Source organism: Comamonas sp. 17RB, from assembly GCF_030056555.1.
Lineage (GTDB): Bacteria > Pseudomonadota > Gammaproteobacteria > Burkholderiales > Burkholderiaceae_C > Comamonas > Comamonas terrigena.
On the sequence record NZ_JASHHY010000010.1, the window covers coordinates 114,479 to 141,058 of the forward strand.

The following is a 26,580-nucleotide window of genomic DNA, read 5'->3' on the forward strand; positions in this document are numbered from 1 at the left end:
TTTTGCATGGGGGAGCTGCAGGGGCGTGGCGGCCATGCCGCCCCCCCCTCGTGGTGCTCAGGCCGCCGGCAACTGGCCGTGGGCGCGCAGCAGATTGGCCAGCTCCACCGCCGACTTGACCTGCATCTTGTCGAACACCCGGGCGCGGTGCACTTCCACCGTGCGCACGCTGATGTCCAGCTGGTCGGCAATCAGCTTGTTGGGCACGCCTTCCACCACCAGGCCCATGACCGCGCGTTCGCGCTCGGTCAGCTCGGACAGGCGGGTGCGCACCGTCTCCTGCTGGGCCGCTGCCTCCAGCCACTGGGCCGACACGGCCAGCGCCTGCTCGATGCGGTCCACCAGGCCGTTGTCGGAAAACGGTTTCTCGCAGAAATCGAAGGCCCCGCGCTTGACGGTGTCCACCGCCGTGGGCACATCGGCGTGGCCGGTCAGGAAGATCACCGGCATGCGGCCGATCTGGTCCTGGGCCTTGAGGTCGTCAAACAGCGTCAGACCGCTTTTGCCGCCCATGCGGACGTCCAGCAGCAGGCAGCAGGGCGTGCGCGAAGGGCTGTGCGTGGCCAGCATGGCTTCAAAGGCCTCGGCACTGTCATAGGATTCGCTCAGCAGCCGGCGCGAGCGCAGCAGCCAGGCAAGAGCCTCGCGCACATCGGCGTCATCGTCGACGATGTAGACGGTAGCGTTGGGGACTGGTTCCATGGTGTCTGTCAGGGGGAGAGTGGCTTCACTGCGGTACCGCAACGGGCAGCGTGAAAGTGAATACCGTACCACGCGGCTGGTGCTGACGGTGCTGCAATTGTCCGCCATGCTGCTCCACCACCGTGCGGCACAGGCTCAAACCCAGGCCCATGCCCTCCGGGCGGGTGGTGAAAAAGGCCCCGAACAGCTGGTCGGCCACCTCGTCCGGAATCCCCATGCCCCAGTCGCTGACGGAGAACACCAGCCGGTCGGCGGGCTGTCCGGCTTCCGGCGCCTGGATCCGCACTTCCAGCCGGCGCTCCACGATCTGCGCCGCCTCCATGGCCTGCATGCCGTTGCGCGTCAGGTTCAGCAGCACCTGCTCCACCATGGTCACATCGCACCACACCGGCGGCAGGCCGGGGGCCACATAGGTCTCCACGTCCACGCCCAGCTTGCGCGCCTGCATGCGCACCAGCGGCAGCACGGCATCCAGCAGTTCCTGCGGAAACACGGCTTCGCGCGACTGGTCGCGGCGGCGCACAAAGTCGCGCACGCTCTTGATCACGCGCCCGGCACGGTCGGCCTGGAAGCCGATCTTGCGCATCACGGCCACCAGCTCCTGCAACTGCTCCCGCGCCTGCTCGCCGGTCAGCTGCGCCACCGGCGTGTTGCCCGGACCTTCCAGCAGGTGGAGCGAGCCTGAGGCATAGCTGGCAATGGCCATCAGCGGCTGGGTCAGCTCGTGGCTCAGCAGCGAGGCCATCTCGCCCACCGTGGCCAGGCGGGCCGTGGCCTGCAGGCGTTCCTGCGAGGCGCGGGAGATCTCCTCGATGCGGCGCTGCTCGCTGATGTCGATGAACGCACTCATCCAGCCGGTGTGCTGGCCCTGGGCATTGATCAGCGGCGCTTCGAAGATCAGCACCGGAAAGCGCGTGCCGTCCTTGCGCATGAACACCGACTCATGGCCTTCACGCGCCGTGGGAATGGCGCCGGACAGCCGGCGCCCCTGGCGCTGGCGGTATTCCTGCGCCAGCTCCGGCGGCCAGTAGGGGGCGATGTCCAGCCCCAGCAGTTCTTCGGAGCTGAAGCCCACCATGGCGCAGAACGCCGGGTTCACATAGCTGATGCGGCCCTGCAGGTCCCGCGCGCGCAGGCCGGTGATCAGCGAATCCTCCATGGCCTTGCGAAAGGCCAGCGCATCGCCCAGGTCGCGTTCGGCACGCAGGCGGCGCCGGTTGTCGCGCACCAGCACCACCAGCACGCTCACCAGCGCAATCGACATGGCCGTCACCAGCGCGGTCAGCACGTTCGGGAACACGCTGGGTGCACGGTGCCAGCTGTCCATGCGCAGCACCAGCGTGTGGCCTGGCAGGTCCAGCAGCTGCTGGGCCGAGAACACACGCGTGCCACGCCAGGCCGCCCCCACCAGGGCCAGGCGCGTGCCATCGGGCTCGGTGAACGAGACCTCCTGGTTGCGTGTCAGGTTCTTGCTGACCTGGCTGCTCAGGATGTTGGGCAGCGAATAGGTGGCCACCACATAGCCCACGAAATGGCCCTGGTGCTGCAGCGGCTGGCAGGCCTCCATCAGTTCCATGCCCAGGCCTTCGCCCAGCAGCTGGAAGTAGCTGGGCGAATAGGTCGCCGCATTGGTGCGCCGGGCGTTGGAACAGGCCGCCACGGCGTGGGTTTCGCTTTCCTCGCGGAAGTTGTCGCTCCAGTATTCGCCGCGGTACGGGGTCTCGGCATGGGCCACCAGCCGCATGGCGGCGTTGCGCCATTCCACGCGCACGATCTCGCGGCGCACCTGCAGCAGCTCGGCCGCACGCACGCGCCAGTCTTCCAGCGCCACGTCCCCGGCATTCAGGGCCTGCAGATCCTGCATGTTGCGGGCCAGCGCGGAGCGGATTTCGGACACCGCCCCCACGGTGTCGCGCTCCAGCTTGTCCTGGACCTGGCTGGCCTCATAGCGGCCGGCCAGCCACACCATGGTGACCAGCATGCTGACCACCAGCACCACCAGCAGGGTCCACAACGACCAGCGCCGCCAGGCACTGTGCCAACGGCGCCAAGGCCAGGTTTGCAGGGAATTCACAGGACGCGATGCTCCAAAGCAGGCAGTTGCTGCCGCACCTGCCGTAGATAGGTGCGGTCCATCTGGCCCAGCACCACGCCAGCACCTTCGGCGGCCTGGAAGGCCTGCACCTGCCCCCAGGGGTCGACCAGCATGCTGTGCCCCCAGGTGTGGCGCCCATTGTCGTGGATACCGCCCTGGGCCGGCGCCAGCACATAGCACTGGTTTTCCACCGCCCGGGCGCGCAGCAGCAGCTCCCAGTGCGCCCGGCCCGTGGTGTGCGTGAAGGCACTGGGCACCAGCACCAGGTCCGCGCCCGCGGCGGCATGCGCGCGGTACAGCTCGGGAAAGCGCAGGTCGTAGCACACGCTCAGACCCAGGGTCCAGGTCTGGCCGCTGCGGTCGGTCAGGGTTGCCATCACCGGCCGGTCACCGGGCTCCACCACCCGGGATTCATCGTACTGCTCCTGTCCCGTGGCAAAGCGGAACAGATGCACCTTGTCGTAGCGCGCCACGCATTGCCCTTGCGGGCTGAAGAGCAGGCTGGTGTTGCGCACATGGCCCGGGGCCTGGGCCACCAGCGGTAGCGTGCCTGCGGCCAGCCACACCCCGGCTTCCCGCGCCCAGTCCGCCAGCACGGACTGGATGGGACCATCGCCCCACCGCTCGGCATAGGCCAGCTTGTCGGTATCGCTGCGGCCCATGGCGCAGAAGTATTCGGGCAGGGCCACCAGCTCCGCCCCCCGCTCGGCGGCCTGCAGCAGCAGCGTTCGGGCGGTGCGCAGATTCTCTTCCACCACCGGGGAGGACACCATTTGCAGGGCGGCGATCTTCATGGCTGGGGCTCCTTGGTCGATGGTGCGGCGGCCGAAGACGCGGCGGGCGCTGCCGGGGGCACCGTCCCTCCGGTTCCGGGCGGGGTGGTGGCCGGTGCGGTGCGCCGCGGCACGGCGCGCACCTCGGGCTCGGACCAGCTGCCGGTGATGTCGAACTCCCGTGTCGCCACCGCCACCAGCGGACCACGCAGCACGGCCTGAGCCAGGAAACTGCCCAGACCGATCACCGGGTTGATGGCCGTGGCCACCAGCGAGGCCGTCATGGCATTGATTTCCGGCACCACCACCACGCGCAGCTGCTGGGTCTCGTCGGCCAGATTGGCCTGGCCTTCCATCAGGACGGCGGCGTTCACGCCCTTCATCTGCAGGTTGTTGGTGCGGGCCACGCCCTGGGCCACGTTCACATCGCCGCGGACAAAGTCAAAGGCAAAACCGCTGCTGAACACATCGCGGAAGTCCAGCCCGATGCGCCGGGGCAGGGACTGCAGGCTGAGCACGCTCAGCAGCTTGGCCAGCCCGGGCTCGGCCTTCAGGAACTGGCCCTGGCCCACATCCAGGTGCAGCTTGCCGGCCATGCTGTGCCAGTCCGGTGCAATCGGTGCGCCGCGCCAGCCCAGCTCGCCTTCCAGACTGCCCTTGCCGCCACGCACCACACCGGGCATGGCAAAACGTTCCAGCAGCGCGCCGGAATCCTTGAGGGCCAGCGTAAAGCGCAGCTGGGTGCGGCGGCGCAGGGCATCCGGGCCGCCCCAGGTGCCCTGGGCGGTGAGCGTGGCCTCGGGCAGGCTCACATCGAAACGGTCCAGCACCCACTGCGGCTGGCCATCGCGGCGCTGGTTCTGGGCCTGCACCGCCAGGCTGCCCAGTGCCCTGCCGGCCAGGGCGAATTCCTTGACCGAGATGTCCAGTGCCGGCATCTGCTGGGGCTGGGACTGCAGCAGGCTGTCGGCCTGGTCGGCCGCCCCTTCGGGCAGCAGCAGATGGGACAGGCGAGCAAACACCAGGCCCTGGGGGTGGGCCTTGCCCGGCGGGTGGTATTCCACATAGCCGCCCAGCTGCCGCGCCTGAATGTTGCCGCGCCACACGGCATCGGACTGGGTCAGCCCGGCCACCACGTCGTACAGCACGCGGCCATGCAGGTGCAACTGGTCCACGCGCAGCCCCAGGCGCTGGGGCAGATAGGGCAGCACGTCCGCCGGCACCGGGGCCGCGGCGGGGGCCACACGGCCGGCTTCCGCCGCCGGGGTGGCCAGCGCCCGCCAGGCGTCGATGTCCAGGGTGTCCAGCTGGGCCTGCGCCTGGACCCCCGGTCCGCCGTTCCAGCCTGCGGGCCAGGCCCCGGCGGGTCCGATGTCACGGCCCAGCTGGATCCAGCCCCCCATCACCTTGGCCTGCGGGCCCGTCTGGTCATAGACATAGGTCAGCGACGCGCGGTCCTGCACATGGATCTGCAGCATGTCCTGCAACGGGGACTTGCTGTCGGCTGCCGCAGCCGGTGTCAGCCGCTGGGCCACCTGCAACGGGGCCGCCACCTCGGCCGCCTTGCCCAGCGGGGCCGGCAGATTCAGCGCCATGCCCTGCAGGCTGCTGCGCACCACGATCTGCGGCAGCTCCCGCTGCAAGCCCACCTGCACCTCGTATTCGGTGGCTCCCGTGGCATGCCGGGCCAGGTCCGCCACCGGCGCCAGAAAGGCGTCGCTGCGCAGCCCCTCGGCCGTGGCGCGGCCGCGGGCGCGGATGTCCAGCGCCGAAGCGCCCTTGCCCACTTGCAGCCCGCCTGCCAGCGACACATTGCCGCCCAGCGACTGGGCCTGCACGCCCTGCAGGGTGAAGCCCTTCTCGCTGAAATGCACCATGCCCCGGGCCTCCTGCAGCTCGGGCACATCGGGGCGCAGGCGCAGCCGGTTGCCCTGCAGGCCCACCGTGCCGGTCACCCGGGCATGCTCCAGCTGCTCGATCGGCAGGTGCAGCGCCAGTTTCAGCGTGGCGGGACCGGCCGCCGCGGCACGGTCCAGCGCATGTTCGGTGATCCCGGCCAGTGGCGAGCGCGCCACCACATCCAGCCAGGCCGGCAGCGCCGCCTTGCCATGGCCGGACACGTCCAGCACCGGGGTGGACAGGTTCGGAATCGCCGCCTGGATGGCTTCAAGCGGCACCTTGCTGTGCTCGCCAAACCAGCCTTGGGCGTTGCGCACCTGCATGCCCGCCCGGTCGAACACCAGCTCCCCGGCCAACTGGGTAATCAGCGGCCAGGGGGCTTCGCCCTCCGCCCGCAGGCGCGGCGGCACATAGTCATAGACCACGTCCCGCACCGGTGCGACGATGTGGAACACCCCTTTGCTTCCATGGGTGTCGAAGGGGAACTGTTCCAGCGGCCCTGCCACCTTGAAGCGCACATTGCTGGCGCTGCCGCTGCGCACGCTGTCGCGCACATAGTGGCGCGCGTCCTGCGGCACCTCCAGCGGCAGATAACGGTGCACGCGTGCGCCATTGGCGCGGCTGAGCACGCCTTCCAGCTCCAGATCGCCCGGCAGGCGCCGGGCCGCATCGGCCCCCATCTGCCAGCGCAGCTGCAGCTGGCCTTGCACATCGGCATTGGCAAACTGGGCCTGCGGCACCTGGACCGACCAGCGCCCGTGGGCGTCCTGGCTCCAGCGCAGACTGGCCTGCAGCCGGTCCACCGGGATGCGGGGCTCTTCAAAAATACCGGGAAATTCCAGCGCCCCCTGGCGCATCTCCACATCGGCCGAGCCCCCTTGCTGGTCGAAGGTGAAACGCAGGTTGGCGTTGTGCAGACCCGGCGTGTGGCTGTCGGCCTGCAGGTCGCGCAATGTCACCCCCTGCAGCTGGCCTTGGGCCCGGTAGCGCAGCGGGTGGCCGGCCATGGCTGGCTGCCAGCGCAGCTGCAATTTTTCCGCCCGGCCTTGCAGCTCCCAGCGCGCCAGCTGCGCCTGGGCGTCCTCCGGCAGGGGCAGCCGCTGGGCCACGGCCCGGGCCAGCGCCAGATCCAGGTAGCTGGCTTCCAGCGCATGGGGTGTATCGCTACCGGCCTGGGGCCAGCGCAGCGTCACATCGCTGGCCGGCCAGTGGGCGCCGTCGGCCAGGGTGAAGGTCCAGCCCGTTCCCCGGGCTTGCCAGCCCCCGTCCAGGGCCTGCAGGTCCAGCCGACCGGCCACCTGCTGCAGGTCCAGCGCGGGCTGTCCGTTGCGCCAGTCCACCCGCGCCTGGGGCAGGCGCAGGTCGGCCGTGACACCGGCCAGCGCGCCTTTGCGCACATCGGCCCAGGCACGGAAGTCGCCCCGTGCCTGCACCTGTTCCACCCCCCATTCGGCCGGCCAGGGCAGGTGCGGCACCTGCTGCAAGGCCCCCTGGGCAAACCACTGACCCTGCCAGCGCTCCCAGGGACGGCCGCTGACAGCCAGCACCGGCTCCTTGAAGTTGCCCATCACCTGCAGTGCACCGCCACCCTGCGCCTGGGGAAGCCGGGCATCCATGCGCAGCGCATGCTGCCAGTGCCCGTTGCGCAGCACCAGGTTCACGCCTTCGAGCTGTTGTTCGGGGGTGTCCCGCAGGGCATCGTTCCAGCGCAGCACGCCGTTGCGGATGGCGATTTCGGGCTGGTCCAGCACCCATTCCAGGGGGCTGCTGTCCGGCGTGGCATCGTCCTGCTGCAGCAGGCCCGCCACTTCCCAGCGCCCGTCGGCGCGGCGGCGCACATCCAGCTGCGGGGATTCGACGACGATCTGCTCCACTCCCCGGCGCCAGAGGGAGCGGGCCGAGACGGCCACCACCACCTGCGGCAGCTGCAGCGCAGGCCGACCCTGGGCGTCCTGCAGCTCGACATCCTTCAGCTCCAGGCTGGGCACCAGACCGTCGGAATAGGCCGTCACGGCACCGATGCGCACCGGTACCCCCAAGGCCTGAGCGGCCAGCTGTTCCAGCTTGCCGCGGTAGTCCCCGATTCGCGGCACAATGAATCCATGGAGCACCCCGGCCGTGGCCGCGAGCAGCAACCAGAAGGCCAGCAGCCCTGCCAGCGCCCACCGCGCCACCACTGCTGCCCTGTGGAGCAGGCGGGAGGGGTGCGGTTTCGGATCGATCATTGGCAAGGTGAAGAGTGGCCAAATTATGACCCGCGGCTCCCGGCACAGGGAGCATGTAGGGGCATGGTGCTGGCAGACGCTTCCCCGGCCCTATCCCTTGGTGAACATGCAGAGCGCAGACATTTCCCCGGCCGAACACGCAACCCCCGCCTTGCCGCCTGCGGCCTATTCGCGCTTCTGGCAGCGTCTGCACCGGCGCTACGACGCCCTGTTCCCGTTGCTGCCGGCCGGCGTGCCCACCCGCGCCACGATGGAGCAGGCGCTCGACGCCCTGCTGGCCCAGCCCTATGAGCTGGGGGCCGCGTTGCGCATCCTGCGCCAGCTGGTGCTGGAACGCACCATGGTGCTGGACTGCGAAGGCACGGCCGACCTGGGCGCCGTCACCGGCAGCATGACCGCGCTGGGCGAACTGGCCCTGGACCGCGCCTGCCAGGCCGCCCGCGCCGATCTGGACAGCCGCCATGGCGCCCCGCAGGGGCCGGACGGCCAGCCGGTGCAGCTGTGGATCATCGGCATGGGCAAGTTCGGCGCGCGGGAGCTGAATGTCTCCAGCGACATCGACCTGATCTATGTCTACGAACACGATGGCGACACCGCCGGCCTGCCCGACGGGCGCGGCAAGCTCTCCAACCATGAGTACTTTGGCCGCGTGGTCAAGGCCATTTACGCGCTGATCGGCGACACCACCGAGCACGGCTTTGTCTTCCGCGTCGACCTGGCGCTGCGCCCCAACGGCAATTCCGGCCCGGCCGCCGTGTCCCTGGGGTCGCTGGAAGAGTATCTGCTGGTGCAGGGCCGTGAATGGGAGCGCTTCGCCTGGCTCAAGAGCCGCATCGTCGCGCCCACGGCCTGCATTGCCACCCCCAATGTGCAGGGCCTGCGTGGCGTGGTGCTGCCGTTCGTGTTCCGCCGCTATCTGGACTACAGCGTGTTCGATGCGCTGCGCAGCCTGCACCGCCAGATCCGCGAACATGCCACCCGCCGCAGCGCCGGCCACCCCGAACGCGCCAACGATGTGAAGCTGTCGCGCGGCGGCATCCGCGAGATCGAATTCACCGTGCAGCTGCTGCAGGTGGTGCGCGGCGGCCAGTTCCCCGAGCTGCGCTGCCGCCCCACGCTGGAAGCGCTGCAGCGCCTGGCCCGTGCCAACCTGATGCCGCAGGAGACGGCCCAGCAGCTGGCCGAGGCCTACACCTTTCTGCGCGGCGTGGAGCACCGCATCCAGTACCTGGACGACCAGCAGACCCATGTGCTGCCCACGCGCGACGACGACCTGGAATGGATTGCCCGGACCATGGGCTTTGCCCGCTGCCAGGATTTCCTGCACCAGCTCGATGCCCACCGCGAACTGGTGGCCCAGGAGTTCGACACCCTGCTGGGCGGCGACAAGGCCCAGGACTGCGCCAGCGGCAACTGCGCCGGGCCGCGCGCCATCACCGGGGGACCGGCCATTCCCGACCTGGAAGCGCTGCTGGAACAGCTGCCGCCGGCCCTGTCCAGCCGCGTCGCCGAATGGCGCGACCTGCCACGGGTGCAGGGCCTGCGCGACGAGGCCCGCACCCGCCTGTTCCGTCTGGTGCTGCGCACCGCGCAATGGGTGCAGCAGGGCAAGGTGGGCGAAGAAGCCGCCGTGCGCATGATCAACTGGCTGGAGCCGCTGCTGCGCCGCGAAAGCTATCTGGCCCTGCTGCTGGAGCGCCCGTCCGTGCACGAGCGCCTGCTGCACATGCTGGGCGCCGCCAAATGGCCGGCCCGCTACCTGCAGCAGCACCCGGGGGTGATCGACGAGCTGGCGGGCGAAGCCCTGTTCCAGGAACGCTTTTCCGCCGCCGACTTCGAGCACGAGATGGCGCTGCGCCTGCAGGCGCTGGAATCCACCGGCGAGGACGACGACGAAACCCTGCTGAACCTGCTGCGCCGGGCCCACCATGCGGAAACCTTCCGCACCCTGGCCCGCGACGTGGAAGGCGCCATCACCGTGGAGCAGGTGGCCGACGACCTGAGCGCCCTGGCCGACACCGTGCTGCGCGTGACCGCGTCCTGGTGCTGGCAGCGCCTGAAGAACCGCCACCGCGAGGTCCCGCAGTTCGCCATCATTGGCTACGGCAAGCTGGGCGGCAAGGAGCTGGGCTATGGTAGCGACCTGGACATCGTCTTTGTCTTCGACGACGCCGACGACAACGCCCCGGAGGTCTATGCCGCCTTTGTGCGCAAGCTGATCAACTGGCTCACGGTGAAGACCGGCGAAGGCGATCTGTTCGAGATCGACACCGCCCTGCGCCCCAATGGCAACTCCGGCCTGCTGGTCACCAGCTTCAAGGCCTACGCCGACTACCAGCAGCAACGCGGCAGCAACACCGCCTGGACCTGGGAACACCAGGCCATGACCCGTGCCCGCTTTGTGCTGGGCAGCGACGATCTGGCGGCCCGCTTCGATGCCGTGCGCGAAACCGTGATCACTGCCCCCCGCGACGCCGCCGCGCTGCGCGAGGAGATTGTCTCCATGCGTGCCCGGGTGCGCGCCGCCCATCCGGTGCGCGGTGCGGCCTTTGATGTGAAGCACAGCGAAGGCGGCATGGTGGATGCGGAATTCGCGGTGCAGTACCTGGTACTGTCCCAGTCCGCGCAGCACCGTGAACTCATCGACAATGTGGGCAATATCGCGCTGCTGCAACGGGCCGAAGCCGCCGGCCTGCTGCCCGCAGGGCAGGGCCAGGCGGCGGCGGCGGCCTACCGCGAACTGCGCCGGGTGCAGCACCAGTCGCGCCTGAACGAGGGCAACGGCCAGGTGGACCCGGCCAGCGTCCAGGTCCAGGCCGATGCCATCCGGCAGCTGTGGCAGACCGTTTTTGGCGATGCGTGAGTAATTACTTCCAGTTCCAACGGAAATTTCCGTGGAGCAGTCCTCCATAAGATGTAAAAATATGTCACATCTTCCATGTGGCCGCCATGAACCTTGTTGAACTGAATATTGACACCATTCCTTTGGGTCAGCCCCTGCCCTTCGCCTTGCGCGGGGTGGCCGGTGCCTTGCTGGCCCAAAAGGGCTATGTGATCCGCACGCCCAAGGAACTGGAAATCCTGCTGGCCCGTGGACAGACCCTGTGCGTGGACACCGACGAATCGGGCGACAGCTTCCGCGCCTTCAAGGCCCACCTGCAGAACATGCTGCTGTCGGACAAGCCGCTGGGCATGATTTCCAGCATGACCATGCATGCCACGCTGGCCCAGGAAGACGCCGCCGACCGGGATCGCAAGACCCCGCACTGGCCCACCTGGCAGGCCCGCCTGACCCAGCTAATGCGCACCCCCGACCCGGAAAGCTTTCTGCCCCGGTTCGAGAACATGCACCAGGGTCTGGCCCGCCACTGCGCCGAAGCCCCGGATGCCACCCTGCTGGCCCTGGTGCAGATGTCGGCCGAGGAAACCCGCCACTACTGCGCCACCCACGCCATGCTGGTGGCGGCGGTGTGCATGATTTCCGCCCGGGAAACCCTGCGTTGGCCGGAAGAGCGCATCCACCAGATCGGCCGCGCCGGTCTGAGCATGAACCTGGGCATGGGCCATCTGCAGGACGACCTGGCCCAGCAGATCACCCCGCTGAGCGCCACCCAGGCCCAGGCTGTGGAAGACCACGCCCTGCGCTCGGAGCAGATGCTGCGCGAGCTGGGCGTCACCGACGAGGTCTGGCTGCAGGGCGTGCGCGGTCACCACCTGCGCGCACCCGGCCGCCTGGCCGAGAAGACGGCGGGCGACCAGCTGGCCCGGATGATCCAGCGCGCCGACATCTTTGGTGCCCGGATCGCGCCCCGCGCCAACCGCCACCCGATGTCGGTCACCTCGGCCATGCAGGCCAGCTACTACGACGAAACCAAGTCGGTGGACGAAGCCGGCGCCGCGCTGATCAAGTCGCTGGGCATCTACCCGCCCGGCGCCTGGGTCAAGCTGGCCAGCGGCGAAACCGCCGTGGTCGTGCGCCGCGGCACCACGGCCGCCACCCCCAAGGTGGCGGTGCTGGTGAACAAGGAAGGCATGCCCACGGGCGAACCCATTCCGCGCGACACCGCCCATCCGAACTGGAAGATTTCCGCCCCGGTGGCGCAGCGCGACGTGCGCGTGCGCCTGCCGCTGGACCGCCTGCTGGAGATCAATTGCTGAGCCTGCGGGCCGCCTGGATGCAAGCCGTTACATAAAAATTCCCCGGGCCCTCTGGAACTTTTGTCCAATGAGCCCATCTAGCAAGTAGTGGATTGGCGAAAGTGATCGCTTCCATCGTAACGGTTTATTGTTGTGAAGCCTGCATGCTTGGCATCTGTCCATCCTGGAGCGCTTCTCCTCCCTCCCTCTCTTAATTCGTTTCGGGACGCTTCACAACGTTTTTATGCAAAGCAAAAAGCCACCTCCGGGTGGCTTTTTTGCGGGCAGTCGGGGCTGGCGGGGCGGTTCAGAGCCGCGGCGCCGTGTCGGCAAAGCTGGCGCGCGGGGCCAGGCGCTCGCGCAGGGCCGCCAGGGCAGGACGTCCCTGCAGCCAGTCCTGCTGCGGAAAGCGGAAGGCCAGCCAGTCCACGGCCGTGACGACGGCGATATCGGCCAGGCTCAGATGCTGGCCGGTCAGGAACGGTTGTGCGCCGGGCGCCTGGGCCTGCATGGCATCCAGGCCGCGCTGCACCTTGTCCAGGGAGCGGTCCACCCAGGCCTGGCAGCGCTGGGCCTCGCTGCGGCCGGCCCAGGTCTGTTCCAGGCGCACGGCCACGCCGGCATCCAGCACGCCGTCGGCCAGGGCTTCCCAGGTCTTGACATGGGCGCGCTCGCGCCCGCCCGCCGGAATCAGCCGGCCCACCGGCGACAGCGTGTCCAGGTACTCGACGATCACGCGCGAGTCGTACAGCGCCTCCTTGCCGTCCAGTACCAGGGCCGGCACCTTGCCCAGCGGGTTGGTCTGGGGCAGCTGCGTGTCCGCTGCCCAGGGGTTGTCTTCCTGGAAACGGTAGTCCAGCTTTTTTTCGGCCAGCACGATGCGCACCTTGCGCACATAGGGGCTGGCGAGGGAACCAATCAGCAACAAAGACATGGCGGAAGCTTTCGCGGAAGGCAGCAGGGAGACGGCGTGGCAGCGGGCCGGCATGCGCCGGCACCGGAATCTGGGCCAAATTCTATCGGGGCTGTCGGGGGCAGGCTCTGCGCATTGCAGCCGTCCCACCTACAATCGCCCCCCATGAGCCTGTCCCACATCTCCGCCCTCTCCCCGCTCGACGGCCGCTACGCCGCCAAACTGACCGACCTGCGCCCCATCATGAGCGAGCAGGGTTATATGCACCGCCGCGTGCAGGTGGAAATCACCTGGTTCATCGCGCTGTCGGACGCCGGTTTTGCCGAGTTCCCCCCGCTGTCCGAAGGTGCACGCACCTATCTGCACGGCCTGGTGAGCAACTTCTCGGAAGCCGATGCCGCCGCCATCAAGGAGATCGAAAAGACCACCAACCACGACGTGAAGGCCGTGGAATACTGGATCAAGGCCAAGTTCGACGCCCGTCCCGAACTGCTCAAGGCCGCCGAATTCGTGCACTTTGCCTGCACCAGCGAAGACATCAACAACACCAGCCACGCGCTGCAGATCCGCGTCGGCCGCGACATGGTGGTGCTGCCCGCCCTGGACCGCATCATCCTGAAGCTACGCGAAATGGCCCGCCTGTACGCGGCCGTGCCCATGCTCAGCCGCACCCACGGCCAGACCGCCAGCCCCACCACCGTGGGCAAGGAAATCGCCAACGTGGTGATGCGCCTGCAGAAGGCTTCGGACAACATCGCCAACGTGAAGACGCTGGCCAAGATGAACGGTGCCGTGGGCAACTACAACGCCCACCTGTCCGCATGGCCCGACTTCGACTGGGAAGCCTTCAGCCAGAAGGTCATCGAAACCCCCGAGCCCCAGGGCCTGGGCCTGACCTTCCAGCCCTACTCGATCCAGATCGAGCCGCACGACTACATGGCCGAGATCTTCGACGCCGTGGCCCGTGCCAACACCATCCTGATCGACCTGTCGCGCGACATCTGGGGCTATGTGTCCCTGGGCTACTTCAAGCAGCGCCTGAAGGCCGGCGAAATCGGTTCCTCGACCATGCCGCACAAGGTCAACCCCATCGACTTCGAGAACGCCGAAGGCAATCTGGGTCTGGCCAACGCCATCCTCAAGCACCTGTCCGAAAAGCTGCCGGTGTCCCGCTGGCAGCGTGACCTGACCGACTCCACCGTGCTGCGCAACATCGGTGTCGCGTTTGGTTATGCCACCCTGGCCTACACCTCGCTGATGACCGGCCTGAACAAGCTGGAGCTGAACGAAGAGCGCCTGCAGCAGGACCTGGACAACGCCTGGGAAGTGCTGGCCGAGCCCATCCAGACCGTGATGCGCCGCTATGGCGTGCAGGGCGCCTACGAAAAGCTGAAGGAAGTCACGCGGGGCAAGACCGTGCTGGCCGAAGACCTGCACCGCCTGATCAATGGCCTGGAAATTCCCCAGGCCGACAAGGACCGTCTGCTGGCCATGACGCCGGCCACCTACATCGGCAAGGCGGCCGAGCTGGCCCGCCGCGTCTGAGCCGGCCCCCTGCCTGCGGGTGGCACCACCCGCAAGGCTCCCCTGTAGAGCTGCCTCAGCGCCACTGCCGGCGCGCGGGCGGCTCTTGTTTTTGAGAGTTTCCCAAGGACTGCCTGCGGGCAGCACCGCCACCACGTCCCGCCATGGCCATCAAGTCCACCATCTTCAAAGCCAATCTGTCGATTGCCGACATCGACCACGGCTACTACGCCGACCACAACCTGACCCTGGCACGCCACCCCAGCGAGACCGACGAGCGCATGATGGTGCGCCTGGTTGCCCTGGCGCTGAACGCCTGGCAGCTGCAGGCCCTGTGCAACGGCGACGGCACGCTGGGCTTTGGCATCGGCCTGAGCGACCCGGACGATCCCGATGTCCACATCACCGACTACACCGGCCAGAAACGCCTGTGGATCGAAGTGGGCCAGCCCGAGGAAAAGCCCATCACCAAGGCCTGCAACAAGTCCGACCATGTGCTGGTCTACCCCTTCAACCACGCGGCGCATGTGTGGTGGAAAGGCATTGAGGGCAAGGTCAATCGCCAGGACAAGCTGGAAGTGCTGTACATCGACTCCGAGGTGGCCCAGCAACTGGGCAGCCTGGCCGAACGCAGCATGCAGCTGCAGGCCACCATCCAGGAAGGGCAACTGACGCTGTCCAGCGACCAGGGCATGGTGGTCGTCGAACCCACCCGCTGGAAGTAAGACCCGCCCGGCGGGCTGCTGTCCCCGGGCTAGGCGCAGTCCATCTGCACGGCCTGTGCAAAGGCCTCCAGCTCCCACCCCGTGCCCAGCAGCAGGCGGCGGGTGGTGCGCTGGTCCAGCACCGCACCGTCGGGCACACGCCGACCCAGATGCTGCAGCGATTTGTCGCCGGCAATCGCCACGTAATGGCTGTCGTAGCTGCGCGCCAGGCGGTTCCACAGACCGTGGGCCCCCGGCGACTGGCGCGCGCCGCTGAGCAGGCAGACGCCCCGGTCCAGCACCTGCTGGTACACCGCACTGGCAATGCCGCGGCGCTGGTAGGCCGGCGCCAGGCGCGAATGGGGCGAGCGCACGCGGCGGTCGGTGCGCCGGTCCACTTCCACCAGGCGGTTGAACACGGTGTAGCCGGCCAGGCAGGCATTCGCCACATCTTCCACATAGGCAAACCATTCCCCGTCGGCCTCGCGCCAGTGCAGCACGAACTGCGGGTCGTGCAGGGGGCGGCGCTCCAGCCCGTAGAGCTTGTTGCCCGGCTGGTACAGCCGCTCGTACAGCGCTTCCAGCTCGCCGTCGACCAGGGGCAGCATCACGTCGATGCGCAGCTCGGTGTGCAGCTGCGGCTGCAAGGGCCACAGGCGCCGCCACCAGGCGGACACCGCAGGCACGGCAAAATTGCAAGCAAAAGTAGGCAGGGACAGCGTCCCCATGGCAGGCAGTTGCACCGCATGCTCCTTGGCGGGCCAGCGGGAGGCGCGACGTGACGGCAGGGCGCGCGCATCCGGTCTGCGGGCACCGGCGTGCCCGCAAGGATTCAGCTGTGCCTGTCCGTCGGCATGCGCCCGCGCGGGCTGGCCGGCACCGGGGGCACTGGGCTCACCGCCACACGCTGGCCTGCGACACCCAGGCCAGCGCGCACAGGCCGTGCGGCCTGGCGGGGGCCGATTTCACGGCGCACCACGGCACGCTCGCTCAGGCGCGCCATCACCGGCAGCAGCAGGCTTTGCGCGCGCACGGGCAGCCCCAGGCCACGGGGGCAGGCAGACACATGGGGCAGGCAGCAGGCGGGCATGGAAGCAAGGGACCGTGTCCGGAGGGCAACGGCACAAACACAAGTTCGGTGGAAAGCGGCCATCCTAGGCGCCCCGGCCATGGCCGGCCAGCAACGGCCCCATATCGCACCAAATGGGTGCGATATGGACGAAATGCCGCGGCCTTCCCCCGCCCAATGTCCACGGATTGCCCAAGAGCTCCGCCCGCCTTCTCAGCACGGCGCAAGCCCCGGCCTCTACAATGCGACCCGATTTCGTCTCCCACACTTCTATAAGACCTGCCGGTTTCACCGCCATGAACATCATTCGCTTTTCCGACCTGTGCGCCCAGGGCAAAGCCCAGGGCCAGCGCGTTTTCATCCGTGCTGACCTGAACGTTCCGCTGAACGACGCCGGCCACATCACCGAAGACACGCGCGTGCGCGCTTCCGTGCCCGCCATCGAGATGGCGCTGAAGGCCGGTGCTGCCGTGATGGTCACCAGCCACCTGGGCCGCCCCACGGAAGGTGAATTCAAGCCCGAAGACTCGCTGGCCCCCGTGGCACAGCGTCTGTCCGAGCTGCTGGGCCGCGAGGTGCCCCTGGTCGCCAACTGGGTGGACGGCGTGCAAGTCGCCCCCGGCCAGGTCGTGCTGCTGGAAAACTGCCGCGTGAATGTGGGCGAAAAGAAGAACAAGCCCGAACTGGCCCAGAAGCTGGCCAAGCTGTGCGACATCTTTGTGAATGACGCTTTCGGCACCGCCCACCGCGCCGAAGGCACCACCTACGGCATCGCCGAGTACGCGCCCATCGCCTGCGCTGGCCCGCTGCTGTCGGCCGAGATCGACGCGCTGAACAAGGCCCTGGCTGCACCGGCACGCCCCCTGGCCGCCATCGTGGCCGGCTCCAAGGTGTCCACCAAGCTGACCATCCTCAAGAGCCTGGCCGACAAGGTGGACCAGCTCATCGTGGGCGGTGGCATTGCCAACACCTTCATGCTGGCGGCGGGTCTGAAGATCGGCAAGTCGCTGGCCGAGCCCGATCTGGTGGCCGATGCCAAGGCCGTGATCGATGCCATGGCCGCCCGCGGCGCCAATGTGCCCGTGCCCACCGATGTGGTCACCGCCAAGACCTTTGCGGCCGACGCCGTGGCCACCGTCAAGAAGGCCACCGACGTGGCAGACGACGACATGATTCTGGACATCGGCCCCGAGACCGCAGCCCTGCTGGCTGCACAGCTGAAGAAGGCCGGCACCATCGTCTGGAACGGCCCGGTGGGCGTGTTCGAGTTCGACCAGTTCGCCCATGGCACCCAGGTGATTGCCCAGGCCATCGCCGAATCCCCCGCCTTCAGCATTGCCGGCGGTGGCGACACCCTGGCCGCCATTGCCAAGTACGGCATCGAGAAGGACGTGGGCTACATCTCCACTGGCGGCGGCGCCTTCCTGGAAGTGCTGGAAGGCAAGAAGCTGCCCGCCTTCGAGATCCTGGAAAAGCGCGCCAACGGCTGAGGATCACCCCTCCACGGCGGCCCGTGCGCGGCCGTCCCCCGAGGGGACTCCTCAAAAAAAGCCCGCAGTGCACACTGCGGGCTTTTTTTATTCTGGGGGGATCAGGCCTCTGCACCGGCTATGTGCTCACCCCCACAGCATGCTGCCACCGGTCCAGGCCAGATAGCCCAGCACGCTGAAATACGCCACGCTCAGCACCAGGCCCAGGTAACCCAGCAGCACGAACAGCCCATCGCGCTGCACCAGGCCCACGGTCAGCAACAGAATGCCCACGGCCGGTGCGGTGTTGGAAAACGGAATCGGCCCCAGCGGCGCCATCAGCAGCAGGCCGCCAAACGCCAGCACGGCGCTGTTCACGCGCAACATGGTCCAGCCGGTCAGCGCCGGCCAGCGCGGCTGCACCCAGCGGTCTATCCTGCGCACCACGGCCACACCCTTGTGCAGCACGGGCTTGAGCTTGGCGGCATCCAGCGGCTTGTCCAGAATGCGCTGCGGCAGCCAGGGCAGGCGGTTGAGGAACAGCGCGCAGGCCAGCAGCACGATCGCGGCGCCAAACACGGTGGACACGCCGGGAATGGACACCGGAATCAGAAACGGCAACGACGACAGCGCGCAGATCAGCAGCATGCCCTGGCGGCCACTAGCCTCCAGCAGCGCACGCAGGGTGACGGTGTCACCGTCGATATCGTCAATCAGGGTGGTGAGCAGATGGCTCAGCATGGCATCCTTGGGTGGCGGGCGGTACAGGGCTGCGGACGCAGCCGGATGCGGTCTGAGTGCGCACAGCGCCCAAAGTTGCAGCGGCGTGGCGGACTGGGCCCGGATGTTCCCATGGAACACCGCTTTTTCCGCAATACCCATGCGTGCACACAGCTATCAAAAACAAAGCCCGCCAGGCTGCTGGCGGGCTTGCAGAACGCGATGACCAGGGCGGCCGCAGCCGCCGGGCCTGCCGGTACTCAATGGCCGAAGACGATCTGGGCGATCACGCCGGTCGCCACGGCCACCAGCAGATAGTCCTGGCCGTTCTGCACCCATTGCTGTCCGTGCCCGGGCCGCTTCAGGCCATGGCGCTGCCAGTCCTGCACCACATAGTGCGGGCCCCGGTACTGCTGCGGCACGCGCGAACCCTGCACCCAGCGGTGGTCCGGGCCGGCGCCATGGCGCTGGGCCTGGCCGTGCGCAGGCTGATGGGGCGCAGCGTGGGCTGCGGGGGCGGCAGGCTTGCCCGGATGGGGCTGCGCGGCGGGCGCCTTGCGCGGTGCGTCGTGGCGCTCCGCTCCCGGTCCGCCCTGCGGGCCGGGTTGGGCCACGGCCGACAGGCTGGCAGCGCCCAGAATCACAGCGGCGAACACGGCGGAAAATTTCGTTTGCATGGCGGTCCTCCTCGGGAAATATCGATGGAGCCATCGTAGGCAGCGCATGCAACGCCCAGCCCACGCCAAGGTAAAGCGCAGGCAAAGTTGCGTGACGGTGCGTACCGCCACCGCGCCGTCAGGCCATCACCGCGACCGCGCCGGCCACAGCACCGAAGCGATGGCCACCACCATCAGGCCCACGGCCGTCCAGTCCTGCCAGTGCAGCACCTCGCCCAGCCACCAGGCCCCGCTGAACACGCCGATCACCGGGATCAGCATCACGCTCAGCGTGGACGCCACGGGCGGCAGCGTGCGCGCCAGAAAGAACCAGGTCACCTGGGCAAAGCCGATGGCCAGCGGACCGTTGTAGAGGATGGTGGCCAGGGCAGTGGAGTCCGGCCACACCCAGCGCTCCCGCTCCAGCAGCACAGACAGCACGGTCAGCACCACGGCCGTGATCAGCACCATCCAGAACGACAGCGTCATCAGCGGCACCGGCATGCTGGTGCGGCGCAGCAGCTGCGTGCCCAGGGCCCAGCCGGCGGCGGCGGCCAGCATCAGGCCCACGCCCACCGGGCGGCTGCCCATGGCGGCGGTTTCGTGCCACAGCAGCAACACCACGCCCAGGGCCGCAGCGACCACCCCGCCCCAGGCCCGGCCGGCCAGCCGGTCGCCAAAGCAGCAAGCGCCCAGCACGGCCGAAAAAATGGGCATGGTGTAGCCCAGGATGGCGGCACGCCCGCTGGACAGCAGCGGGATGGCCAGAATCATCAGGCAGTGCCAGAACAGCATATTGGTCAGCGTCAGCGCCGCCAGCCGGCCCCATGCGGCGCGCGGCACGGTCCAGGGAGCTTTCTGCTGCCACAGCACGGCGGCCAGCACCGGTACGGCCAGCCACATGGCCACCATGCGGAAGGTGAGCGGGGGGAAATGCGCCACCCCGACTTTCATGATGGGCCAGTTCAGCCCCCAGACGACGGTGAGCAAAACCAGCAGGACAAGTTGACGGGGCGTGAAGCGGGGCATAAGCGGCCGATTGTGCAGGCAAGAACCGGGCCACCGAGGGACACAGGTGACAGCCTGGGCGCCGATGGGCCGCCCCCTCTAAAATCGCGCTTTATGACTTTTCTCGACATGCTGCGCGACGCGTCCACGCGCAATGACTCCATGCTGTGCGTGGGTCTGGACCCCGAACCCAGCCGCTTTCCCGGCGCCATGCAGGGCGATGCGTCCAAGATCTACGACTTCTGTGCAGCCATCGTCGATGCCACCTACGATCTGGTCAACAGCTTCAAGCCCCAGATCGCCTACTTCGCCGCCCACCGCGCCGAAGACCAGCTGGAAAAGCTGATGGCGCACATGCGCCGCGTCGCCCCCCATGTGCCGGTGATCCTGGACGCCAAGCGCGGCGACATCGGTTCCACCGCCGAGCAGTACGCCAAGGAAGCCTTCGAGCGCTACGGTGCGGACGCCGTGACGCTCTCACCCTTCATGGGCTTCGACTCCATCACGCCCTACCTCAAGTACGAGGGCAAGGGCGCCTTCCTGCTGTGCCGCACCTCCAACCCCGGTGGGGACGATCTGCAGGCACAGACCCTGGCCGACCTCCCCGGCCAGCCGCACATGTTCGAACATGTGGCCAAGCTGGCCCAGGGCCCCTGGAACACCAACGGCCAGCTGGGTCTGGTGGTGGGCGCCACCCGCCCGCAGGAGATCGAACGCGTGCGCGCCGTGGCCCCCACGCTGCCGCTGCTGATCCCTGGCGTCGGCGCCCAGGGCGGTGATGCCGTGGCCACGGTGAAGGCAGCACGCATTGGCGGCGGCCCCATCATCATCAACTCGTCGCGCGCCATCCTCTACGCATCGCAGGGCGAAGACTTTGCCCAGGCCGCACGCGCTGCGGCCATCGCCACCCGCGCCACCCTGCAGGCCGCCGCCCGCAGCTGACCCCCCCCCCCGCGCAGCGCCTGTTATGCAGCTCAAGTGGCTGGAAGACTTTGTGGCCCTGGCGCAGGAGCGCAGCTTTACCCGTGCGGCGGAGCTGCGGCATGTGACCCACCCGGCCTTCGGCCGGCGCATCCGTGCGCTGGAGGCCTGGGCCGGCACCCCCCTGGTGGAGCGGGAAGGCAGCCCGGTGCGGCTGACGCCGGCGGGCGAGGTGTTCCTGGATTCCGCCGAGCAGATCGTGCGCACGCTGGAGCAGTCGCAGGAAGAATTGCGCGCCGCGGCCGGCCGCCAGGCGCACACCATCACCCTGGCCACGGGCCGCACGCTGGCGCGCACCGTGGTCGCCGACTGGCTGATGCAGCTGCAACCGGTGCTGAACCAGCACGAACTGGTGGTGCGCACCACCTCCATGCAGCAGGCGGCGTTGATGCTGGAGCAGGGCCAGGCCGATTTTTCGCTGCTCTACCACCACCCCACGCTGGCGCCGGGGCTGGACACGCGCCAGTTCCACTATCTGCATGTGGCATCGGACAAGCTGGTGCCGGTGGCCCGTGCCGATGCGACCGGCACCGCCCGCTACCGCTTTGAAAGGGGCACACCGGTGCCCTACCTGGCCTATGCACGCGCCCTGGCGCTGGGCCGGCTGGTGGAAGACCACCTGGCCAACCACCGCCAGGCCCCGCGCCTGCAGCGCCTGGTGGAGTGCGACAGTGCCGACGCGGTGCACGAATACGCGCTCAAAGGCCTGGGGGTGGCCTGGCTGCCCTGGTCCATGGTGCATGCCGACTGCCGCGACGGCCGACTGGCCGTGGCCGGGGGTGCCGCGCTGGAAATCCGCTTCGATGTGCGCATCTACCGCCCGAAAAGGCGACTGAGCCCCTCGGCCGAGGATTTCTGGCACGCTCTGCAACCTGCTTGATGCGTTTTTTGCATACCCTGATAACAGCACGGGCATGTGCCGTTTTGGCACCAAACTTGCTGGTGAAGATCGCACAATTCGCAACAACCTCGTTTCGAACACTCCCCCCTCCTCCCTGAAGGACAGAAATTCATGACCCGCACTATCCTGCGCCGCACCGTGCTGGCCTGCGGCGTGGCCCTGGTGGCCGCTCCCGCCCTGGCTGATGCTTCCTACCCCAACAAGCCCGTGACCATCGTCGTAGGCTACCCCGCCGGCGGCTCGACCGACCTGGTGGGCCGCCTGGTGGCCAACGAGATCGAAAAGCACCTGGGCCAGACCGTGGTGGTGGAAAACCTGGGCGGCGCCGGCGGCGCCATCGGTGCCCAGAAGGTGGCCAATGCCAAGCCCGATGGCTACACCCTGCTGGTGGGCGCCAACAACGAGCTGGCCATTGCCAACCTGGTGAACAAGGCCGTGAAGTACAAGATCAGCGACTTCACCCCCATCGGCATGGTGGCGTCCCAGCCCATGGTGCTGGTCGCCTCGCAAAAATCCGGCGTGAAGAACACCCGCGAATTCATCGACCTGGTGAAGGCCAAGCCCGACGCCACCAGCTACGGCTCGTCCGGCGTGGGCACGGCCCTGCACCTGGCCGGCGAAATGATGAAGGACCAGGGCAAGATCAAGATGCAGCACGTGCCCTACCGCGGCGTGCCGGCTCTGACCAATGACGTGCTGGGCAACAACATCGAGTTCGGCGTGTTCGTGCTGTCCTCGGGCCTGCCGCTGATCAAGTCCGGCAAGGTGGTGGCCCTGGGCACCACCGAAGCCAAGCGCTACCCTGCCACGCCGGACATCCCGGCCCTGGCCGAGCAGCCCGAGTTCAAGAACGTGAACATCAACAGCTGGTTCTCGCTGATGGGCCCGGCCAACATGCCGGCCCCCGTGGTCGCCAAGATCAAGGCTGCACTGGACAAGACCATGGCCGCTCCCGAATTCCGCAAGAAGATGGAAGACGCTGGCGCCCAGGTCATGGACCCCAAGCTGGACCCCAGCAAGTACATCAACACCGAAATCGGCAAGTACAAGAAGATCGTGGACGTGGCCAAGATCGAACTGTGATCGCCTAGCTGGCAGCGCCTGGCACAGCCCGGGCGCCTGCCGCGCAAGCAAAGCCCCTGCTGCCTTGGCACAGGGGCTTTTCTACGCCTGCACCATGGTGGTGCAGCCCGCTTCCCTCCTCGGTGCCACAGGCTTCGGCACCGGAGCCTGGATGTCAGACCCGCTGCACCCGCGCGGGCGACAGCACGGCCGCATCCACGCCCTGGGCCCGCAGCGTGGCATCCACCGCCTCGCCCAGGATCAGATTGCGTGCCAGCAGGCTGTAGCCGGCGGCGCTCTGGATGCCATAACCGCCTTGTGCGGCCAGCCAGAAGAAGCCGGGCAGCGGCGTGGGCGACGCATCCCAGCCCACCACCAGCTCGCCGTCGGCCACGAAGCTGCGCAGCCCGGCCCAGGTGTGGCTGGGGCGGCGTATCTGCAGCGTGGTGGCCTCTTCGATGCGCCAGATGCCGGTGGCCACATCCAGCTCCTCGGGCTGCACATCGTGCGGGGTGGTGGCGTCGGCATTGGCCGGCGAACCCAGCAACTGGCCGGCGTCGGGCTTGATGTAGAAGCTTTCGTCGGCGCTGATGACCGCCGGCCAGTGCGTGGCATCCACCCCTTCCGGCATGCCGAAGGTGAAGGCGCTGCGGCGCATGGGCGTCAGGCCGATCGGCGCCGCCCCGGCCAGGCCGCCCAGCACATCGGCCCAGGCACCGGCGGCATTCACCACCACGGGGGCCTGCACGCTGCGGCCGTCAACCAGCGTGACCGTCCACAGTCCTTCCGCCTGCGCCAGCGCCGTCACCTCGGCACTGCACCAGAGTGCACCGCCGGCCTGGCGCAGGCCGCGCAGAAAGCCCTGGTGCAGGCCATGCACGTCGATATCGCGCGCGCCCTCGTCCAGAAAACCGTCGACGATGCCGTCCTGGAGCACCGGCACCAGTGCCCGCAGAGCGGCCGCGTCCAGGCGGCGGGCCGCAGGCGCATGCCGCAGCGCTTCGGCGTAGGCCGCGTCGAGCAGCGTACGCTGCGCAGCCGTGGCGATGTAGAGCACGCCGCGCGGACTCAGGATGGGCGCGTCGGCAAAGCCGGCCGGCGGCGTGTCATAGAACGCCCGGCTGGCACGGGTCAGCGCCTGCACCTGGGCCGGTCCGTAATGCTCTTCGAACAGCGCCGCAGAGCGGCCGGTCGTGTGGTAGCCCGGCTGGGATTCACGCTCCAGCACCAGCACCCGCTGGCCGGCCTGCGCCAGCTGCCATCCCGCGGCTGCACCGGCCATGCCCGCACCCACCACCACCACATCCCAACCCGCTGTCTGCATTTCCTGTTCTTCCTGCGGTCGGTGACCGCGCTGGGCGGTGGTGCTCTTGACCATCCGCCTCTGGTTCAAGCCGCCCACCATACACCGGCGATGTGCTTGCCACGTGCTGCGCCGCCGGTCTGGCAGCAATGCAAGGGTTAACCCTTGGTTCTGTGGCGCAATCGTCCAGCGGTTGACGCTCGCACGGCCACTGGTCGCCGCACCGCAGCACAGATGCCGGTGTGCTGCCCATACTGGGAACATGGGCGTTTGCGGTCGCGCCCGGGGGCCTTGGGGCCCTGCGGCGCGGCCCCCTGACCTGGCGCCCCCATGGACTCCACCCACGCAAAGGAACACCCATGCCGCGTTGGCTTTCACAGTTGCGCCTGTCGCAGAAATTTCTGATCCTGGGAGTGCTGGCATTGGTGATGGTGGCCATCCCCACGGGGCTGTACATCAAGGACGTGCTGGGCAATCTGCGCCACGCCGACCAGGAAGCCGCTGGCATGGCACCGCTGATGGCCATCAACCAGGCGGTGCAGCAGATCCAGCTGCACCGCGGCACCACGGCCGGCATGCTGGGTGGCGACACCGGCATGGCCAACCGCCGCCCCGGAGTGCGCGACGCCGTCAACCAGGCGCTGCAACAGGCCCAGGACGCCCTGCAACAGGCCCAGGCCCCGGAACCGTTGCGCAGCAGCCTGCAGCAGCTGGCACAGGCCTGGCTGGGCCTGGAACAGAAAGTGGCCGCCCAAGCCATCACCCCGCCGCAGAGCATGGCCGAGCACACCCAGCTGGTGACCAGCCTGCACCAGCTGAGCGAGGAACTGCTGAACGCCTACGGCCTGACCCTGACGTCCCACGCCGACATCCAGGCCCTGATCCAGTCCGCTCTGGTGCAAGCGCCGCTGCTGAGTGAAAGCTTGGGCATGGCGCGGGCCCAGGGCACGGCGGCGCTGGCGCAAAGGCAGCTCTCGCCCGAAACCCGGGGCAATCTGCGCGCCCTGGTGCGCCGCATCACGGAAATCCGCGGCACCGGCAGCCGCGCCACCGAGCGCGCCATGCAGCTCAATCCCGAGTTCCGCAGCACGCTGGGCAACGTGGTCGACACCATGCGCGCCCTCACCAGCGCCAGCCTGACGCTGGTGAACGACCAGGTGATCGAGGCCCAGGATCTGGCCCTGCCGCCCGCCACCTACTTTGACAAACTGACCCAGGCCGTCGATGCGGTGAATGCGCTCATCACCACCGGCGCCGAGGCACTGAGCCAGCGTCTGGAAGACGCCGCCCGCAGCCAGCGCCGGCAGCTGGTGGCGGTGGTGGCACTGCAGGCGCTGTGCCTGGTCGGTGCGGTGCTGCTGGCCCTGGCCTTTGTGCGCTCCATCACCCGCCCGCTGTCGCAGGCCGTGCAGCTGGCCCAGGCCGTGGCCGACGGCAACCTGACCGGTCACGACGCACCCGTGGACGGCAACGAAGTGGGCGAGCTGATCGGTGCCCAGCAGCAGATGCGCGCCAGGCTGCTGCCCATCGTGCAGCAGGTACGCCGCGGTGCCGACAGCGTGGCCCTGGCCAGCGCTGAAATCGCCCAGGGCAACCAGGACCTGTCGTCACGTACCGAAAGCCAGGCCAGCGCGCTGGAAGAAACCGCCGCGTCCATGGAGGAACTCAGCGCCACCGTGCGCCACAACGCCGACAACGCCCGCGAAGCCAGCCGCCTGGCCGAATCCGCCCGCGATGTGGCGGTACAGGGCGGCGACGCGGTGGCGCGTGTGGTGGGCACCATGCAGGGCATCAACGACAGCAGCCACCGGATTGCCGACATCATCAGCGTGATCGACGGCATCGCCTTCCAGACCAACATCCTGGCACTGAACGCGGCCGTGGAAGCCGCCCGCGCCGGCGACCAGGGCCGGGGCTTTGCCGTGGTGGCCAGCGAAGTGCGGGCCCTGGCGCAGCGCAGTGCCGAAGCGGCCAAGGAGATCAAGCAGCTGATCGAGGCCAGCGTCTCCCGCGTGGGCGAAGGCAATGTGCTGGCCCAGCAGGCCGGTGCCACCATGGGCGATGTGGTGCTGGCCATCCAGAAGGTGACCGAGATCGTCAGCGCCATCAGCAGCGCCAGCCAGGAGCAGGCCTCCGGCGTGGCCCAGGTGGGGGAAGCCGTGACGCAGATGGACCAGGTCACCCAGCAGAATGCCGCCCTGGTGGAGCAAATGGCCGCCGCCGCCACCAGCCTGCACACCCAGGGTCAGGAGCTGGTGCGCGCCGTCTCGGCCTTCCGCTGGAATGGCGGGCAGCACAGCAGTCCGCCGACGCCGGCCCTGGCCGGTGGCACCGTCGAGCGCCCGGCCCTGCTGCATACGCTGACCTCCGCCTGAAGCCAGGCTGCCCCCGGCCAGGTCTGCGGCCGTCCCATCGCTGGGCGTGCGCGCAAAGCGCACC

At 68.4% G+C, this 26,580-nt stretch carries 20 protein-coding genes; 9 read left to right on the plus strand and 11 right to left on the minus strand.

Features of this window, described 5'->3' with window-relative positions; translation table 11 throughout:
* Positions 1 to 57: 57 nt before the first annotated feature.
* The 4 genes from QM470_RS18155 to QM470_RS18170 all read right to left on the minus strand — a co-directional run bounded on the left by QM470_RS18155 (position 58) and on the right by QM470_RS18170 (position 7,694).
* Complete coding sequence (locus tag QM470_RS18155) at positions 58 to 702, minus strand: response regulator transcription factor (protein WP_283340233.1); 645 nt, start codon at positions 700 to 702, stop codon at positions 58 to 60.
* 25 nt (positions 703 to 727) lie between these two features.
* Entirely contained in the window at positions 728 to 2,683 is a 1,956-nt protein-coding gene (locus QM470_RS18160) for a two-component system sensor histidine kinase NtrB (RefSeq protein ID WP_283340294.1), read from the minus strand.
* A gap of 89 nt (positions 2,684 to 2,772) precedes the next feature.
* Complete coding sequence (locus QM470_RS18165) at positions 2,773 to 3,591, minus strand: carbon-nitrogen hydrolase family protein (protein WP_283340234.1); 819 nt, start codon at positions 3,589 to 3,591, stop codon at positions 2,773 to 2,775.
* A complete protein-coding gene (locus tag QM470_RS18170; protein WP_283340235.1) occupies positions 3,588 to 7,694 on the minus strand; it encodes a YhdP family protein in 4,107 nt (1,368 codons plus the stop codon). The genes QM470_RS18165 and QM470_RS18170 overlap by 4 nt, the downstream gene beginning before the upstream one ends.
* 106 nt (positions 7,695 to 7,800) lie before the next feature.
* Between QM470_RS18170 and glnE the strand changes: the two genes are divergently transcribed.
* Positions 7,801 to 10,557, plus strand: coding sequence for a bifunctional [glutamate--ammonia ligase]-adenylyl-L-tyrosine phosphorylase/[glutamate--ammonia-ligase] adenylyltransferase (gene glnE, locus QM470_RS18175; RefSeq protein ID WP_280013694.1), 2,757 nt, complete (start codon positions 7,801 to 7,803; stop codon positions 10,555 to 10,557).
* An 86-nt stretch (positions 10,558 to 10,643) separates the two neighbouring features.
* Positions 10,644 to 11,852, plus strand: coding sequence for an HD-GYP domain-containing protein (locus QM470_RS18180; RefSeq protein ID WP_280013693.1), 1,209 nt, complete (start codon positions 10,644 to 10,646; stop codon positions 11,850 to 11,852).
* A gap of 286 nt (positions 11,853 to 12,138) precedes the next feature.
* On the opposite strand, the gene QM470_RS18185 is transcribed toward QM470_RS18180, so the two are convergent.
* Positions 12,139 to 12,759 (minus strand): glutathione S-transferase N-terminal domain-containing protein, encoded by a 621-nt coding sequence (locus tag QM470_RS18185; RefSeq protein WP_283340295.1) that lies wholly within the window; start codon positions 12,757 to 12,759, stop codon positions 12,139 to 12,141.
* A gap of 150 nt (positions 12,760 to 12,909) precedes the next feature.
* Between QM470_RS18185 and purB the strand changes: the two genes are divergently transcribed.
* Positions 12,910 to 14,289 carry an adenylosuccinate lyase gene (gene purB / locus QM470_RS18190; RefSeq protein ID WP_283340236.1) on the plus strand — a complete coding sequence of 460 codons (1,380 nt, stop codon included), beginning with the start codon at positions 12,910 to 12,912 and terminating at the stop codon, positions 14,287 to 14,289.
* 143 nt (positions 14,290 to 14,432) lie between these two features.
* Positions 14,433 to 14,993 (plus strand): YaeQ family protein, encoded by a 561-nt coding sequence (locus QM470_RS18195; RefSeq protein ID WP_283340237.1) that lies wholly within the window; start codon positions 14,433 to 14,435, stop codon positions 14,991 to 14,993.
* A gap of 29 nt (positions 14,994 to 15,022) precedes the next feature.
* Here the strand turns inward: QM470_RS18195 and QM470_RS18200 are convergent, their stop codons facing one another.
* Together QM470_RS18200 and QM470_RS18205 are read right to left on the minus strand one after the other, a co-directional pair.
* Positions 15,023 to 15,700 carry an N-acetyltransferase gene (locus QM470_RS18200; RefSeq protein ID WP_502846859.1) on the minus strand — a complete coding sequence of 226 codons (678 nt, stop codon included), beginning with the start codon at positions 15,698 to 15,700 and terminating at the stop codon, positions 15,023 to 15,025.
* 104 nt (positions 15,701 to 15,804) lie between these two features.
* Entirely contained in the window at positions 15,805 to 16,062 is a 258-nt protein-coding gene (locus QM470_RS18205; RefSeq protein ID WP_283340238.1) for a hypothetical protein, read from the minus strand.
* 275 nt (positions 16,063 to 16,337) lie between these two features.
* Here QM470_RS18205 and QM470_RS18210 point away from each other — a divergent pair, with 275 nt between their 5' ends.
* Positions 16,338 to 17,531 carry a phosphoglycerate kinase gene (locus tag QM470_RS18210; RefSeq protein WP_066538158.1) on the plus strand — a complete coding sequence of 398 codons (1,194 nt, stop codon included), beginning with the start codon at positions 16,338 to 16,340 and terminating at the stop codon, positions 17,529 to 17,531.
* A gap of 126 nt (positions 17,532 to 17,657) precedes the next feature.
* Here QM470_RS18210 and QM470_RS18215 read toward each other — a convergent pair whose 3' ends face one another.
* The 3 genes from QM470_RS18215 to QM470_RS18225 form a co-directional block, all read right to left on the minus strand.
* Entirely contained in the window at positions 17,658 to 18,251 is a 594-nt protein-coding gene (locus QM470_RS18215; RefSeq protein ID WP_218333236.1) for an exopolysaccharide biosynthesis protein, read from the minus strand.
* Positions 18,252 to 18,490: 239 nt separating this feature from the next.
* The gene (locus tag QM470_RS18220) at positions 18,491 to 18,907 is read right to left on the minus strand and encodes an RcnB family protein (RefSeq protein WP_283340239.1); all 417 of its coding nucleotides are present in this window, start codon (positions 18,905 to 18,907) and stop codon (positions 18,491 to 18,493) included.
* A gap of 126 nt (positions 18,908 to 19,033) precedes the next feature.
* Positions 19,034 to 19,915: a DMT family transporter gene (locus tag QM470_RS18225; protein ID WP_280058330.1), complete on the minus strand. Its 882-nt coding sequence runs from the start codon at positions 19,913 to 19,915 to the stop codon at positions 19,034 to 19,036.
* A 93-nt stretch (positions 19,916 to 20,008) separates the two neighbouring features.
* On the opposite strand from QM470_RS18225, the gene pyrF reads away from it, so the two are divergent.
* The 3 genes from pyrF (at position 20,009) to QM470_RS18240 (ending at position 22,859) form a co-directional block, all read left to right on the plus strand.
* Positions 20,009 to 20,836 (plus strand): orotidine-5'-phosphate decarboxylase, encoded by an 828-nt coding sequence (pyrF, locus tag QM470_RS18230; protein WP_192334466.1) that lies wholly within the window; start codon positions 20,009 to 20,011, stop codon positions 20,834 to 20,836.
* 25 nt (positions 20,837 to 20,861) lie between these two features.
* A complete protein-coding gene (locus tag QM470_RS18235; protein ID WP_283340240.1) occupies positions 20,862 to 21,755 on the plus strand; it encodes a LysR substrate-binding domain-containing protein in 894 nt (297 codons plus the stop codon).
* 132 nt (positions 21,756 to 21,887) lie between these two features.
* The gene (locus QM470_RS18240; protein WP_066538172.1) at positions 21,888 to 22,859 is read left to right on the plus strand and encodes a Bug family tripartite tricarboxylate transporter substrate binding protein; all 972 of its coding nucleotides are present in this window, start codon (positions 21,888 to 21,890) and stop codon (positions 22,857 to 22,859) included.
* A 154-nt stretch (positions 22,860 to 23,013) separates the two neighbouring features.
* On the opposite strand, the gene QM470_RS18245 is transcribed toward QM470_RS18240, so the two are convergent.
* The gene (locus tag QM470_RS18245) at positions 23,014 to 24,162 is read right to left on the minus strand and encodes an NAD(P)/FAD-dependent oxidoreductase (protein ID WP_283340241.1); all 1,149 of its coding nucleotides are present in this window, start codon (positions 24,160 to 24,162) and stop codon (positions 23,014 to 23,016) included.
* A 338-nt stretch (positions 24,163 to 24,500) separates the two neighbouring features.
* Here QM470_RS18245 and QM470_RS18250 point away from each other — a divergent pair, with 338 nt between their 5' ends.
* A complete protein-coding gene (locus tag QM470_RS18250) occupies positions 24,501 to 26,516 on the plus strand; it encodes a methyl-accepting chemotaxis protein (protein WP_280058334.1) in 2,016 nt (671 codons plus the stop codon).
* Positions 26,517 to 26,580: the final 64 nt, after the last annotated feature.

Bases quoted from the DNA above. Each gene is read 5' to 3' on its own strand.
- QM470_RS18155 (WP_283340233.1), bottom strand. From the start codon at position 702: ATGGAACCAGTCCCCAACGCTACCGTCTACATCGTCGACGATGACGCC.
- QM470_RS18160 (WP_283340294.1), bottom strand. From the start codon at position 2,683: ATGCTGGTCACCATGGTGTGGCTGGCCGGCCGCTATGAGGCCAGCCAG.
- QM470_RS18165 (WP_283340234.1), bottom strand. From the start codon at position 3,591: ATGAAGATCGCCGCCCTGCAAATGGTGTCCTCCCCGGTGGTGGAAGAG.
- QM470_RS18170 (WP_283340235.1), bottom strand. From the start codon at position 7,694: ATGATCGATCCGAAACCGCACCCCTCCCGCCTGCTCCACAGGGCAGCA.
- glnE (WP_280013694.1), top strand. From the start codon at position 7,801: ATGCAGAGCGCAGACATTTCCCCGGCCGAACACGCAACCCCCGCCTTG.
- QM470_RS18180 (WP_280013693.1), top strand. From the start codon at position 10,644: ATGAACCTTGTTGAACTGAATATTGACACCATTCCTTTGGGTCAGCCC.
- purB (WP_283340236.1), top strand. From the start codon at position 12,910: ATGAGCCTGTCCCACATCTCCGCCCTCTCCCCGCTCGACGGCCGCTAC.
- QM470_RS18195 (WP_283340237.1), top strand. From the start codon at position 14,433: ATGGCCATCAAGTCCACCATCTTCAAAGCCAATCTGTCGATTGCCGAC.
- QM470_RS18200 (WP_502846859.1), bottom strand. From the start codon at position 15,700: ATGGGGACGCTGTCCCTGCCTACTTTTGCTTGCAATTTTGCCGTGCCT.
- QM470_RS18205 (WP_283340238.1), bottom strand. From the start codon at position 16,062: ATGCCCGCCTGCTGCCTGCCCCATGTGTCTGCCTGCCCCCGTGGCCTG.
- QM470_RS18210 (WP_066538158.1), top strand. From the start codon at position 16,338: ATGAACATCATTCGCTTTTCCGACCTGTGCGCCCAGGGCAAAGCCCAG.
- QM470_RS18215 (WP_218333236.1), bottom strand. From the start codon at position 18,251: ATGCTGAGCCATCTGCTCACCACCCTGATTGACGATATCGACGGTGAC.
- QM470_RS18220 (WP_283340239.1), bottom strand. From the start codon at position 18,907: ATGCAAACGAAATTTTCCGCCGTGTTCGCCGCTGTGATTCTGGGCGCT.
- QM470_RS18225 (WP_280058330.1), bottom strand. From the start codon at position 19,915: ATGCCCCGCTTCACGCCCCGTCAACTTGTCCTGCTGGTTTTGCTCACC.
- pyrF (WP_192334466.1), top strand. From the start codon at position 20,009: ATGACTTTTCTCGACATGCTGCGCGACGCGTCCACGCGCAATGACTCC.
- QM470_RS18235 (WP_283340240.1), top strand. From the start codon at position 20,862: ATGCAGCTCAAGTGGCTGGAAGACTTTGTGGCCCTGGCGCAGGAGCGC.
- QM470_RS18240 (WP_066538172.1), top strand. From the start codon at position 21,888: ATGACCCGCACTATCCTGCGCCGCACCGTGCTGGCCTGCGGCGTGGCC.
- QM470_RS18245 (WP_283340241.1), bottom strand. From the start codon at position 24,162: ATGCAGACAGCGGGTTGGGATGTGGTGGTGGTGGGTGCGGGCATGGCC.
- QM470_RS18250 (WP_280058334.1), top strand. From the start codon at position 24,501: ATGCCGCGTTGGCTTTCACAGTTGCGCCTGTCGCAGAAATTTCTGATC.